This window comes from Pseudomonas sp. GM60 (assembly GCF_000282415.1).
Taxonomy (GTDB): domain Bacteria; phylum Pseudomonadota; class Gammaproteobacteria; order Pseudomonadales; family Pseudomonadaceae; genus Aquipseudomonas; species Aquipseudomonas migulae.
On the sequence record NZ_AKJI01000138.1, the window covers coordinates 1 to 13,579 of the forward strand.

At 62.0% G+C, this 13,579-nt stretch carries 8 protein-coding genes and 1 pseudogene; 3 read left to right on the top strand and 6 right to left on the bottom strand.

Features of this window, described 5'->3' with window-relative positions; genetic code table 11:
* Positions 1-117: 117 nt before the first annotated feature.
* A complete protein-coding gene (locus PMI32_RS02830; protein WP_008034441.1) occupies positions 118-666 on the bottom strand; it encodes a cysteine hydrolase family protein in 549 nt (182 codons plus the stop codon).
* Between the two features lie 101 nt (positions 667-767).
* Here PMI32_RS02830 and PMI32_RS02825 point away from each other — a divergent pair, with 101 nt between their 5' ends.
* The 3 genes from PMI32_RS02825 to PMI32_RS02815 all read left to right on the top strand — a co-directional run bounded on the left by PMI32_RS02825 (position 768) and on the right by PMI32_RS02815 (position 3,933).
* Complete coding sequence (locus tag PMI32_RS02825; protein WP_008034442.1) at positions 768-1,766, top strand: GlxA family transcriptional regulator; 999 nt, start codon at positions 768-770, stop codon at positions 1,764-1,766.
* A gap of 309 nt (positions 1,767-2,075) precedes the next feature.
* Positions 2,076-3,185 carry a DUF3182 family protein gene (locus PMI32_RS02820; RefSeq protein ID WP_008034443.1) on the top strand — a complete coding sequence of 370 codons (1,110 nt, stop codon included), beginning with the start codon at positions 2,076-2,078 and terminating at the stop codon, positions 3,183-3,185.
* The gene (locus PMI32_RS02815; RefSeq protein WP_008034446.1) at positions 3,175-3,933 is read left to right on the top strand and encodes an alpha/beta hydrolase family protein; all 759 of its coding nucleotides are present in this window, start codon (positions 3,175-3,177) and stop codon (positions 3,931-3,933) included. The genes PMI32_RS02820 and PMI32_RS02815 overlap by 11 nt, the downstream gene beginning before the upstream one ends.
* Positions 3,934-4,039: 106 nt before the next feature.
* On the opposite strand, the pseudogene PMI32_RS02810 reads toward PMI32_RS02815, so the two are convergent.
* The 5 genes and pseudogenes from PMI32_RS02810 to PMI32_RS02790 form a co-directional block, all read right to left on the bottom strand.
* Positions 4,040-5,026 (bottom strand): annotated as a pseudogene (locus PMI32_RS02810) (lysylphosphatidylglycerol synthase domain-containing protein).
* A complete protein-coding gene (gene clsB, locus PMI32_RS02805; RefSeq protein ID WP_008034452.1) occupies positions 5,013-6,308 on the bottom strand; it encodes a cardiolipin synthase ClsB in 1,296 nt (431 codons plus the stop codon). Before clsB ends, PMI32_RS02810 begins: the two are co-directional and overlap by 14 nt.
* Positions 6,305-7,102, bottom strand: coding sequence for an endonuclease/exonuclease/phosphatase family protein (locus tag PMI32_RS02800; protein ID WP_008034453.1), 798 nt, complete (start codon positions 7,100-7,102; stop codon positions 6,305-6,307). The genes clsB and PMI32_RS02800 overlap by 4 nt, the downstream gene beginning before the upstream one ends.
* Before the next feature lie 287 nt (positions 7,103-7,389).
* Entirely contained in the window at positions 7,390-8,592 is a 1,203-nt protein-coding gene (locus PMI32_RS02795) for an MFS transporter (protein WP_008034454.1), read from the bottom strand.
* A gap of 548 nt (positions 8,593-9,140) precedes the next feature.
* Positions 9,141-13,439, bottom strand: coding sequence for a DEAD/DEAH box helicase (locus PMI32_RS02790; protein ID WP_032829162.1), 4,299 nt, complete (start codon positions 13,437-13,439; stop codon positions 9,141-9,143).
* Positions 13,440-13,579: the final 140 nt, after the last annotated feature.

Sequence of the window (13,579 nt, forward strand, 5' to 3'; positions counted from 1 at the left end):
AGGCACCGAACGAAAGGGGCAGAAGCGCTTTGGTTACTTTCGCGCTTTTCGAAAGTGACTCGCTGTAAGAGCGAAACCAATAGCAGCCGTTACCGCAGCAACGGATATGTACTCACCTCACCCAGCCAGAAACTCGTCAGTAGACACCACACGAGCATAGGCAAAACCCAACGCCGACATGAACGCGGCATGAACATGGGCAGCCGGAACCGTAAGTCCGTTGAACTCCAGATCCCGCGAGGCACAGGCGTCATGAATGACAGTGACGGCGTAACCCATGTCGGTGGCCGCACGGGTAATGCCGTCGACGCACATATGACTCATGCTGCCAACCACCACCAACTCCTTGATACCTTGCTCGTCGAGAATTGACTGCAGTTCCGTTTCGCGGAACGAGTTGACGAAGTGCTTGAGCACCACCGGCTCGTCGGCGCGGTTCAGGACTTTGGGGTGCAACTTCGCGCCTTCGGAGCCCGGGGTGAAGAAGGGCGCTTCGTCGGAAGTGAACTCGTGGCGAATGTGCACCACCGAATCACCGGCATCACGAAAGGCTTTGAGCAGGCGTACGGCGTTATCCGCAGCCGCGTCGGCGCCGACCAGCGGCCACTTGCCCTGGGGGAAGTAGTCGTTTTGGATATCAACTACGATGAGTGCTTGCTTGGCCATGACTGTTTCCTCGAAGTGTGTGTTGGTGTGGAATGAAGTATTGGCTCTGGCGGACCGTCCGAGGATTGGCCGCACCGACAATAGAAGGGGGAAAACTGACAATGGACGCACAAAGGCCAATCGCCGAGCTGGGCGTGCTGATTTATCCCGGCGCGCAGATGGCGGCGGTGCACGGGCTGACCGACTTGTTCGGGGTGGCGAACCGGATTGCCGCTGACTATCAAGCAGCGCAGTTGCCGCTGTTGCGGGTCAGCCACTGGCAGGTCGATGGCGATCAACCACCCCTGCGCATCTACGACAGCCATCCCGCTCCGGACGGCGCATTGGTGGCAGTGCTGATCCCGCCGTCGATTGCCGGTTTTTCCGAAGGCCAGGCACCGCAAGGTTTGCTGCGCTGGATTCGTCAGCAGCACGCACAAGGCGCAACCCTCGGCGGCGTCTGCGTGGGCTCGATTCTATTGGCTGAAAGCGGCCTGCTCGACGGCCGCAGCGCCACCACCCACTGGACGTCGGCCAAGGCGTTCGCCGAGCGTTATCCGGCGATCAAGCTCAAGGCCGACACGCCGATCGTCGATGACGGCGACTTGATCACCACCGCCGGGTTGATGGCCTGGTCCGAGCTGGGTTTGCGTCTGGTCGACCGATTGCTGGGGCCGAGCATCGCCACCGGCACTGCGCGGTTTCTGGTGGTGGAACACAGCGACAGTGCGAGTGAATGTGGCAGCAACTTTTCACCGATTCTCAGCCACGGCGACGCCTCGATTCTCAAGGTTCAGCATTGGCTGCAAAGCACCGGCGCGACCGATGTGTCGCTGGCGACCATGGCTGAACGGGCAGGGCTGGAAGAGCGTACTTTCCTGCGCAGATTTCGTGCTGCAACCGGGCTGAAGCCCACCGAGTACTGCCAGCATCTGCGGGTCGGCAAGGCCCGGGAAATGCTTGAATTCACCAACGGCACCATCGACCACATTGCCTGGACCGTCGGTTATCAGGACCCGAGCGCCTTCCGCGCGACGTTCAAGAAAATCACCGGGCTGGCGCCGAGTGATTATCGGACGCGGTTTGGAGTTTCGCCGACCGCCGCCGGAGCCCGTCAATAAGCAACACGAATAACCCTGTAGGAGCGAGCTTGCTCGCGATGAACCTGAGGACGACGCTTTCATTCCGACAACACGCGTTATCGTTAACGTCCATCGCGAGCAGGCTCGCTCCCACAGTTTGATCTTTGCAAGGCTTGGGTCGTGCAAAATGCCGGGAGCGAAATGGCCGTCGTGCAGAATGAGACAGGCTCATTGCTATCACCGATTCGGCAACTGATTGAATTGCCGATTATTTCAAATCAGCTGCCGTTGGCCTGATCCCTGCACCCCTACAACTACACTCATCAAGCGCCGATTGAAGGGGGACGCATGACCCCAACAAACCGCAAGAAACTGGTGGTCGCCCATTCGGTGCGGCCCGACGCGCCACAGCACGAAGTCGAAACCAATCACGCATTGGCCCGTTGGCTGGCGCAGGTTCTCGGGTTCAAATTCGGCGGCAGCTACGACCCCGAACACCACAGCGGTCGCGATCTTTATCTGCTGCCGACACAAACCATTGTCGGCGCTGCTGCCGCGCGGCAATTGGGCGTCAAGGGCCCGGAGGATTTGTGGGGCGGCTATGTCGAGCATGATTTCATCTGCACCAAAGCCATCAGCCACGGCTTGCGCAACAAAAACGCTTTTGCGCCGCACGGCTGGTCGCCGTTGTTTTGCGAACGGGTGCGTAACGTGGTGCTCGAGGGGCTCAGCGTGTTCTCCCTCGACGATGCGCGCCCTGCGGCGGAGCATTTGCTCGATAGCGGCCCGATTCGCCTGAAACCGATCCATGCCTGCGCCGGGCGCGGTCAGGAGGTGATCCAGAGCCTCGACCAATTCGATGCGATCCTCGGCAGACCCGATGCCAAGGCGCTATTCACCGAAGGTGTGGTGTTGGAGCAAGACCTGACCGAGGTGGTGACCCACAGCGTCGGCCAAAGCTTCATCGGCGACACAGTGCTGAGTTACTGCGGTGATCAGTACCTGACCGCAGACGGTCATGGCGAGCAGGTTTATGGCGGTTCCAATCTGCTCGTGGTGCAGGGCGGCTACGACGATCTGCTCGAACTGCAACTGCCCGACGACGTGCGGCTGGCCATCCGGCAAGCGCAGGTGTTCGACCGTGCGGCGGACGAGGCCTATCCCGGTTTCTATGCCTCGCGGCGCAACTATGACATCGCGCAAGGCCTGGACAGTAACGGCACACAGCGCAGCGGCGTGCTTGAACAGTCCTGGCGCATGGGCGGTGCCAGCAGCGCCGAAGTGGCGGCGTTGCAGAGCTTCGTCAACGACCCGCAGATGAGCGCGATTCGTGTGTCTTCGGTGGAAACCTACATCGATCAAACGCTCCCGGCGGACGCCATCGAGGTGTACCGCGGGCCGGCGCACAACAGTGAATTTCTCCTCAAGTACGTAACGGTCAAATCCTATGACGGCTAGAAGCGAAACCATTCAGATCGACATCGACGATGAACAGATGAGCGGGACTTTTCTCAGCCCCAAATCGAAGGTCCCCGGCGTGCTCTTCGTGCACGGTTGGGGCGGCAGTCAGGAGCGTGATCTTGACCGGGCCAAAGGCATCGCAGGTTTAGGCTGCGTGTGCCTGACGTTTGACTTGCGCGGGCACACCGGCGGCACCGGCATTCCACTGACGCGGGTCTCCCGCGAAGACAACCTGCGTGACCTGCTGGCGGCGTACGACCGATTGCTCGCGCATCCGGCGCTCGACACCTCGGCGATCGCCGTGGTCGGCACCAGTTATGGCGGCTATCTGGCTGCGATTTTGACCTCATTGCGCCCCGTGCGCTGGCTGGCGCTGCGGGTGCCGGCGTTGTATCGCGATGAGCAATGGCACGCGCCCAAGCGCGAACTGGACAAGCTCGATTTGCGTGATTACCGCAGCACGCTGGTGCGCGCCGACTGCAATCGCGCGTTGCATGCCTGTTCGCAATTTACCGGGGATGTGCTGCTGGTGGAGTCCGAGACTGACGACTATGTGCCCCACGCGACCATCATGAGTTATCGGGCGGCGTGTCAGCAGACGCACTCGCTGACCCACCGCATCATCGACGGCGCCGATCACGCATTGAGCGAGCCGGTTTCGCAGCAGGCGTATACGTCGACCCTGGTGGACTGGATTACCGAGATGGTGGTGGGTGAGCGGTTGAGCATTATCCAGTCGACGTAAGATTTGCAGTGTTCTTGCGAATCGCCAGCAAGCTGGCTCCTACAGGATTAGCGCAAACCTTGTAGGAGCCAGCTTGCTGGCGATGGCGTCCTCACTATCACCCCGATCATTTGGGTTTCTTCGCAATCCGCAGCGACTTGGCCTTGGCTTCGACAATCAAATACATCACCAACGTAATCAACAACGGCAAGATGAAATAAATCGCCCGATACGCCAGCAACCCCGCCACCAGGCTCCCCCGCGAAGCCTCATGCTGCAGCAACGCCACAAACACCGCCTCCAACACCCCAAGCCCCGCCGGAATGTGCGTGATCACCCCGGCAATCGCGCTGATCAACAACACGCCAAGCACCAGCGGATAATCCAGCTTGCTCGGCAGAAGGGTGAAGATCACCGCCGCCATCAGCGACCAGTTCAGCGCCCCGAGCGCCAGTTGCAGCACCGCCATGCGCAGGGACGGCAGGTTGATTTCGACGCCGCGGATCGCCCACTCCCGCCGCTTGGAATACTGACAGGCCGCCAGGTAACCCGCGCTCACCAACAGCAACAAAACCCCCACGCCCTGCAACGCACCACTGCTGAGTTTCCAGCCCGGTGGCATGCGCACCAGCCCGCTGCTGAACATCGCGCCGGCAATCACCATGTAGCCGAACCAGTTGGTCGCCAGGCTCAGGCCGAGAATTTTCGCGATGTTGCTTTTGCTCACGCCGAGCCGCGAGTAAAGCCGATAGCGCATGGCAATGCCGCCGACCCAGGCACTCAGGTTGAGGTTGAAGGCGTAGCTGATGATCCCCACTGGCAGGATCTGTTTCCAGGTCAGGTCCTGACGAATATAGGTGCGGCCAATCAGGTCGAAACAGGCGTACACCAGAAAACTCACCAGCGTCAGCCCGGAGGCGATGACCAGCGTGCGCACCTTGAAATCGGCGAGGGTGTCGAACACCTCATTTCATTCGATGCGTTGGGCCAGCATCGTGAACAGGACGATCAGCGCCAGGAAAAACAGTATCGTCAGCGGTTTCTTCCAGCGACTCCAATGCGACTTGTGCGGGCTGTCGGCGTGAGGCGCCGAATGGGTTTCAGCGCGGCTCATGGTGATCGCCCCCGTCGAGGTGGGTGAAGGGCTTCAGGCGTGGCTTGTGTGCCGGCAGCCAGCCGGCCCATGCCGGGAAGTGCCGCAGGAAGTGGAACACCAGAAAACCGACGGTCATGTGCCAGACCCGTCCGCGTGGGGATTTGTCCGCACACATGGCTTTGCAGTGGTTGTCGCTCAGCCTCTCGAGGCGTTCGAACAAATCGCGGTTGAAGGCGCGATCGCGGATCAGCACATTGGCTTCCAGGTTCATCGCCAGGCTCAGCGGGTCGAGGTTGCTCGAGCCGACGGTGCTCCAGTCTTCGTCCACCAGCGCGACTTTGCCGTGCAGCGGGCGCTCGCAATATTCGTGAATCTGCACCCCGGATTTGAGCAGGTAGTCATAGGTCATGCGCGCCGCCAGTTTGGCCACCCTCATGTCCGGCTGGCCTTGCAGGATCAGTCGCACCTCGACGCCTCGCCGCGCGGCGTTGCGTATCTCGCGCAGCAAGCGATAACCGGGAAAGAAATAGGCGTTGGCAATCACCACGCGACGCTGGGCGCTGCGCAGGACATGTCGATAAACCTCTTCGATATCGGTTTGATGATCACCGTTGTCGCGGTACACCAAACGGACCTGGCCGTCGTGATCGTTGAACGCCAGTTCCGAGCGCCGCTGCCGCCGGCGTTGCCACCAGTATTTGGCGCGGGCCGGGCGACCGCTTTGCAGCAGGGCGAAATGATGAATGTCGGTCACCGCCGGACCTTGCACTTCAACCGAGTAATCCTGTTTGGCCTCGGGGCCGAAGTCGGCCAGATGGTCGGCGGAAAAGTTGATCCCGCCGATGAACGCAATCGTGCCGTCGACCACCACGATCTTGCGGTGCAGGCGCCGGAACCAGTTGGTGCGGATACCCAGCCGCTTCGGTGCCGGGTCAAATATTTGCAGGTGCACGCCGGCCTCGCTCAACGCGGTGAGGTAACCGGTGCTCAACTCGCCACAACCAAACCCGTCGAGACTGGCGGTGACGCGCACGCCGCGTTGAGCCGCGTCGATCAGCACGTGCTGCAGCTCTTCGCCGACCTTGTCCTCGAAAACGATGAAGGTTTCCAGGAGGATTTCAGTCTTTGCCTGGCGCATGGCTTCGAACACCCGAGGGAAATATTCTTCGCCGTTTTCCAGCAGTTCCACCCGGTTGTTGCCCTGCCAACCGTATTCAACGTCGACCACGCCGGGTTCGCGCACCGGCGGGTTGGTGGGTACGTGATCCACGGTGGTTTTTTCCATCGGTGCGCTGCTCATAGCTCGATCTCCACCGATAGCGGTGCGTGGTCCGAAAGATGGGACCAGGGCCGCGCCGCCAGGACTTGCGGACGGCTGGCCTTGAGGTTGCGCACGTAGATGCGGTCCAGGCGCAAGGCCGGCAAGCGCGCCGGAAAACTGCGCGCCGGTTTGCCGTGGAGTTCGGCAAACACCTCGCGCAAACCACAGGGCTTGAGCATTGCGTCGGCGCGTTGACGCCAGTCGTTGAAGTCACCGGCGACAATCACCGGCGCGTCGCTCGGCAATTCTGCGAGGCGTTGGGTCAGCAGCTTCAGCTGTTCATTGCGATGGGTTTCGCGCAGCCCCAGATGGACGCAAATCGCGTGCACCTCCGGGCCATCGACGGGCAAGCGCAATACGCAATGCAGGATGCCGCGGTTTTCGTGTCCGCTGATGGACACGTCGAGGTTGTCGTGGCGAATGATCTGGAATTTCGACAACAGCGCATTGCCGTGATCGCCTGCCGGGTACACCGCGTTGCGTCCGTAGGCGAACTGCGGCCACAGCGTGTCGGCGAGAAATTCGTACTGCGGCATCGTCGGCCAGTTGCTGTAACGCTGGGGATGGTGCTCGTGGGTGCCGTGGACTTCCTGCAAAAACACCACGTCGGCGGACACGCTGCGCACTGCTTCGCGCAGTTCCGGCAGGATGAAACGCCGGTTGAGCGCGGTGAAACCCTTGTGCGTGTTGACCGTCAGCACGGTGAAGCGGCGTACGGCGTTCACGGTTCCTGACGAGTCATCGTCGGGGTTGAACTGCTCGGCGCGGTTCATGGCAGCACGCCTTGTGCCGCAGGCTCACCGGAGGCAAAGAAGCGCCAAGCTGAAATACCGCTGTGAATCGCCGCCATGTCGCCTCCCGTCTGATGGTCCCCGGTTGCCCCTGTCTTTTGATGACTGCGGGGCAAGCGAGAAAGTTTCGACGGGACTACAGACGGTACAAACCTTGGTCGGACACACGGACCTGTAGGAGCCGGCTTGCTGGCGATAGCGGTGGCACATTCAACATTGATGTGACTGACACACCGCTATCGCCAGCAAGCCGGCTCCTACAAGGGTAATCAGTGACCGGCGACGATGCGGGTTGAACCCGCGGCATACACCGGACCGAGGCGATCGAGGCGACCGCTCCATGCGGTCAGCGCCAGCGCCACCAACACCACCAGGCCACCGATCCACGCGGTATGGATCAGGCCCATGTGAGCGACGATCAAACCACCGCCCCACGCGCCACCGGCAATGCCGAGGTTGAACGCCGCGATGTTCAGGCCGGAAGCCACGTCCACCGCATTCGGCGTGTGATGTTCGGCCTGACGCACCACATACACCTGCAAACCCGGCACGTTGCCGAAAGCGACCGCGCCCCAGACCAGTACAGTGGCCAGCGCCAGCCACGGGTTGCCGGCGGTGAAGGTCAGTACGAACAACACAGCAGCGAGCAGGGCGAAGATGATTTTCAGGGCTTTGATCGGGCCGCGTTTGTCGGCCAGTTTGCCGCCCCAGATGTTACCGACGGCCACCGAGATGCCGTACACCAGCAACACCAGGCTGACGGTGCCGGCGCTGAAACCAGAGATGTCTTGAAGAATCGGCGCAAGGAACGTGAAGGCGATGAACGAACCGCCGTAACCGACCGCCGTCATGGCATACACCAGCAGCAGGCGCGGTTGCTTGAGGACCTGCAACTGCTCCAGCAGCGAAGCCGGTTTGCTGTGGGTGATGTTTTTCGGCACGTAGAGCAGGCTGCCGATGAACGCAATCACACCCAAAGCAGAGACGGCGAGGAAGGTTTCACGCCAGCCGAAATGTTGACCGATGAACGTCCCCAACGGTACGCCGGTGACCAGCGCCACGGTCAGGCCGGTGAACATGATCGCAATCGCGCTGGCGGCTTTTTCCTTCGGCACCAGGCTGGTGGCGATGGTCGAGCCAATCGAGAAAAACACCCCGTGGGCCAGGCCGGTGACGATTCGCGCAATGATCAGCGATTCGTAGCTCGGTGCTTTCCACGCCAGCAGGTTGCCAAGGGTGAACAGCACCATCAGCGACAACAGCAGCATTTTGCGCGGGACTTTGCCGGTGAGGGCGGTCAGCACCGGGGCACCGATGGCAACGCCCAGGGCATAGAGGCTGACCAGCAGGCCGGCGGACGGCAGGCTGACGCCGAGGTCGGCGCCGATCGTGGGTAACAGGCCAACGATGACGAACTCGGTCGTCCCGATGGCGAAGGCGCTGAGGGTCAGCGCGAGCAAGGCAATGGGCATGGCTGCAACTCCGGTGGGTTGATTGATGGAGCGCAGTGTCGGGGATTGGGTTGTGCGGAAAAACAGAGGTATTGGCATTTGATATTTGCCCTGAACGCAAATATCACTCCCACAGAAACACACGGTCCCCTGTAGGAGCCGGCTTGCTGGCGAAGGCGGCCTCATATACGCCGCCGTTCTCGAGGGCCTCATCGCCAGCAAGCCGGCTCCTACAAGGGTTGCGTGTAATCCAGGTTTTTTATGTGGCACCGGACCTGTAGGAGCTGGCTTGCCAGCGATGGCGGCCTCATATACGCCGCCGTTCTCGAGGGCCTCATCGCCAGCAAGCCGGCTCCTACAAGGGTTGCGTGTAGTCCGGGGTTTTTATGTGGCCCCGGACCTGTAGGAGCTGGCTTGCCAGCGATGGCGGCCTCATATACGCCGCCGTTTTTGAGGGCCTCATCGCCGGCAAGCCGGCTCCTACAAGGGCTATGTGTAATCCAGGTTTTTTATGTGGCACCGGGCCTGTAGGAGCCGGCTTGCCGGCGAAGAGGCCGGCCCGGGCAGCATCAATGCCGGATCAGCTTGTTGCGTATTTCACTCGTCGATTCCACCCAGAAAACCTGCTGGCCAGCGATCTCGGCAGCCACCGGCAAACCATCGCGGTACACCAACCGATTACTCGTCAGCGCCGGCACTTTCACGCCGGGCAAAAGCGTACCGGCGAGGTTCAGCGGATCAACCCCGCACACGGCAATCAGACTCCCGTCATGCGCCCGCCGCCGCACTTCGCGCAGCAACGGAATCGCCTCGGGCAAGGCGAACTGTTCACCGGCCAAACCACTGACAAACCGCCCGCCGCGAATCTCGCCGCGAGCCTCCAGCCGATGGAACGTGCGCAGCAATTCGCGCCAGCTCGGCAACCAGTCTGCTTCGCGTTCCAGCAGGCGCCAGAACACCACGCCGTAGCGGCGCAACAAGGTCATGGCGATGTATTCCAGGGTATCGCTCGGCGTTGGATGTTTGTTCTCCGCCACCGGCGCTGACGCCCCGCGACGAAGCAAGGCCCAGCGTCCGGCGTCATCCATGCCACCGATAAACGCCCCGCGCCCGCGTCGGCTGCTGCGATTCTGCCGTTTACTGGCCGGCGTGATCAGCGCCCGCAAACCGGCAAAACTGTCGGCGTTCACCAGCCCGGCGCCGACCAGTTCCTGCAAGGCGATTTCCAGCTCCGAGCGCAGCAGATGAGCCTCGTAAATCAGCTCATCGAAAAACAACGCGCCGTGTTGGCTGAGGGCTTGGTAAACCTTTTGAGTTTTGGGCGACAGGTCGCTGACCGGTGTCTGTTCAGTCAGACCGCTCCATAACCCGACCTGGCTGCGCGGCAGCAACACAATCGGCGTGCTGCGCAGCGCCGTGCTGGCGCTTTTGTTGTGCGCGGTCAGGCGCGTCCAGACCAGTTTGCCACTACGGCACAGGTCATCCAGCCAACTCGCTGAATAGCCTTTGATCCGCGCTGGCAGAATGTCGCTGTCCCAGGCTGAAGCGGCGGCGGGATAGCCTTCGAACTGAGCGACGATGGCGGGCAGCACCGCATTGCCCTGGCCTTGGGTCGAGACAGAAAGATGCTGCCAGTCGAACAGGAATCGCATGAAATCCTGCAACGCCACCGGCTCGATTTCTCGCCGTAGGCGCTTGACCGTGTAGCGATGAATTCGTGCCAGCAGATGCCGCTCGCACCATTCTTCCTGACCGGCGCCGGGAGTGAAGTGGCCGCGCAGCACATACCCTTCGCGTTCCAGTTGCGCGAGTGCCTGGGTGACGTGAGTCGAAGGTAATCCCAGAGGTTCGGCAATCGCGCTCAGCGGCAACGGACCAAAAGCGCTGAGCCGTGCGCGGATAACTTCCAGTACCGCGTCGTCTGCTTCCCAGACGTCATCGAACCCCGGCAGCGCCTCCAGCGGTGGCGACAAATTTGCCTGTGGATAAATGGCGCGCAGGCACGTCAGTCGTTCCACCGCCAGCCACAGCGATTGCCCGGCATCGATCTGCAAACGACTGGTGCGACCGCACTCGGCAAGGGCATTCAACCAATCAATCCACTGCGCATTGGCCTGCGCCTCGGCATCGGCGATGCACGCGAGGCTCATCAACGTCTCGTGCATTTCATCGGCATTGGTCGGCGTCGGCCAGGCCTCATCGCGCACCGCTTGAATGGCCTCGGCATCCAGCGCGCCGAGGTCGTCGGTGGACTGCGGGTCGGTCCAGCGCCGGTTGAGCACGGCTTGGGTGCGGCGCTCTTCCAGCGGCGCATCGTCGAGAAAGGTGTAAGGCCGGGCGCTGAGAATTTCGGCGGCCAGCGGCGAGGGCGCCGGCAGGTCGCGGCTGATCAGGCGAACGTCGCCGCGTTCCATGCGCCGCAACAACGTCAGCCAGCCTTCGCAGTCCATCGCTTCGTGGAGGCAGTCGTCGAGGGTCTGTTCCACCAGAGGATGATCGGGAATCTCCCGTTCGCCGGCGAGGTTTTCCACGCAGGCGATCTGGTCGGGAAACACGCTGGCGATCAGGTCTTCGCTTTTCATCCGCTGAATCTGCGGGGGGACTTTGCGCCCGCCGCTGTAACGCGGCAACGCCAATGCGACGCCGGCATTCCAGCGCCAGCGCACGCCGAACAGCGGCGCATCGAGCACCGCTTGAATCAGCAGGTGTTCGGCGCTGTTGCTGTGCAGGTAGCGCCAGACCTCATCGAGCTCAAAGCTGTGGCTGGTGGACAGCGACAGCACAATCGCATCTTCGCTGGCGGCGGCCTGCAATTCGAAGTTGAAGGTGCGGCAGAAACGCTTGCGCAGGGCCAGGCCCCAGGCGCGGTTGATGCGGCTGCCGAAGGGCGTGTGGATGATCAGTTGCGTGCCGCCGGACTCATCGAAAAAGCGCTCCATCAGCAGCGTGTCCTGCGAGGGCAGGGCACCCAATGTCAGGCGCGCGCGGGCGAGGTAATCCACCAGTTGTCCGGCGCTGTCGAGGTTCAGGCCGAGGGTCTCGGTCAGCCAGTCGAGGGCCGGTTGCAAGTTGCCGGGCGTGGCGCCGAGCAGGTCGTCGAGTTGCGCTTGCAGGCGCGCCACGGCGAAGGACAACTCCGCGCTGCGCCCCGGCGCTTCACCGAGCCAGAACGGAATGGTCGGCGGCTGGCCGTGCGCATCTTCGACCCGGACCTTGCCGGTTTCGACCCGCAGGATTCGGTACGAGGTGTTGCCCAACTGAAAGACATCACCGGCGATGCTTTCCACGGCGAAGTCTTCGTTGACGCTGCCGATGTTCAGCCCTTGCGGTTCCAGCAGCACGCTGTAGTCGGCGTTGTCCGGGATGGTGCCGCCGCTGGTCACGGCGGTGAGTTTGCTGCCGCGTCGACCGCGCAACGTAACCGTTACGGCGTCGCGGTGCAGGTACGCGCTGCGGATGCCCTGGCGACCGTTGTAGCCCTCGGCGAGCATCTGCAGCAGCGCCTGATAATGTTTTTCGTCGAGGTCAGCGTAGGGCGAAGCATTGCGGAACATCTCCAGCAGCGCGTGCTCCGGCCATTCCTGGCAACTGACCTCGGCGATGATCTGCTGGGCCAGTACGTCCAGCGGCGCTTGAGGAATCTGCAAAGTATCGAGTTCACCCCGGCGCACGCAGTCGAGCAGGGCGGTGCATTCGATCAAATCGTCGCGGGTGGTGGCGAACAATCGGCCCTTGGGCGTGCGGCCGACCTGGTGGCCAGAGCGGCCGACCCGTTGCAGAAACCCGGCAATCGAGCGCGGCGACGAGATTTGGCAGACCAGATCGACATCGCCGATGTCGATCCCCAGTTCCAGCGACGCCGTGGCGATCAATACTTGCAGGTCGCCGCACTTGAGGCGCTGTTCGGCATCGAGGCGAAACTCCTTGGCCAGGCTGCCGTGGTGGGCGGCGACTGCTTCCTTGCCGAGACGTTCGCTCAAATGCCGGCTCAAGCGTTCGGCCAAGCGTCGGGTGTTGACGAAAATCAGTGTGGTGCGGTGTTCGCGGGCGAGGACGGCGAGGCGGTCGTAGACCAATTCCCACACATCGTTGGCCATCACCGCCGACAGCGGCACCGGCGGTACTTCGATGCCTAAATCTCGTGGACGGGCGTGGCCGATGTCGATGATTTCGCATGCGCGATCACGTCCCACCAGAAAGCGTGAAACAGCTTCGATGGGTTTTTGCGTGGCGGACAGGCCGATGCGCATCAACGGTGCTGCGCATAACGCCTGCAAACGCTCCAGGCTCAGGGCCAGATGGCTGCCGCGTTTGCTGGCGGCAATGGCGTGGATCTCATCGACGATCACCGTGCGCGTGGTGCCGAGCATTTGCCGGCCGGAGTCGGAGCCGAGGAGTACGTAAAGGGATTCCGGGGTGGTCACCAGAATGTGCGGCGCGGTCTTGCGCATCGCCGAGCGTTCTTTTTGCGGCGTGTCGCCGGTGCGCACGGCGGTGTTGATCTGCAACTCGGGCAGGCCCATCGCACGTAACTGTTCAGTGATGCCGGCCAACGGGTTTTGCAGGTTGATCTGGATATCGTTGGACAAGGCTTTGAGCGGCGAGACGTAGACCACCAGTGTTTCGTTGGGCAGCCCGTCTGCGGTTTCCAGGCCACGGTGAACCAGATCGTCGATGACGGCGAGAAACGCGGTGAGGGTTTTACCGGAGCCGGTGGGCGCGGCGATCAGGGTCGAACGGCGCTGACGGATCAGCGGCCACGCCCGGGCCTGGGCGGCGGTGACCGTCGGGAAGGTGTTGCTGAACCAGGCGCTGACGGCGGGGTGGAAGCCTGCCATGGCCGCGTCCGTGGGGATGGGCAGATTCATGGAGTAATTTATGCGGGTGGGGTGAGGAAGATGCAAGTACCACTCGGGATCTCTGCTGGCCTTCAGGGCCTCTTCGCGGGCAAGCCTCGCTCCTACAGGGGGAGGCGGTGCTCTTGTAGGAGCGAGGCTTGCCCGCGAGG

Coding starts and splice junctions, on each gene's coding strand:
- PMI32_RS02830 (WP_008034441.1), bottom strand. CDS start 666: ATGGCCAAGCAAGCACTCATCGTAGTTGATATCCAAAACGACTACTTC.
- PMI32_RS02825 (WP_008034442.1), top strand. CDS start 768: ATGGACGCACAAAGGCCAATCGCCGAGCTGGGCGTGCTGATTTATCCC.
- PMI32_RS02820 (WP_008034443.1), top strand. CDS start 2,076: ATGACCCCAACAAACCGCAAGAAACTGGTGGTCGCCCATTCGGTGCGG.
- PMI32_RS02815 (WP_008034446.1), top strand. CDS start 3,175: ATGACGGCTAGAAGCGAAACCATTCAGATCGACATCGACGATGAACAG.
- clsB (WP_008034452.1), bottom strand. CDS start 6,308: ATGAGCAGCGCACCGATGGAAAAAACCACCGTGGATCACGTACCCACC.
- PMI32_RS02800 (WP_008034453.1), bottom strand. CDS start 7,102: ATGAACCGCGCCGAGCAGTTCAACCCCGACGATGACTCGTCAGGAACC.
- PMI32_RS02795 (WP_008034454.1), bottom strand. CDS start 8,592: ATGCCCATTGCCTTGCTCGCGCTGACCCTCAGCGCCTTCGCCATCGGG.
- PMI32_RS02790 (WP_032829162.1), bottom strand. CDS start 13,439: ATGAATCTGCCCATCCCCACGGACGCGGCCATGGCAGGCTTCCACCCC.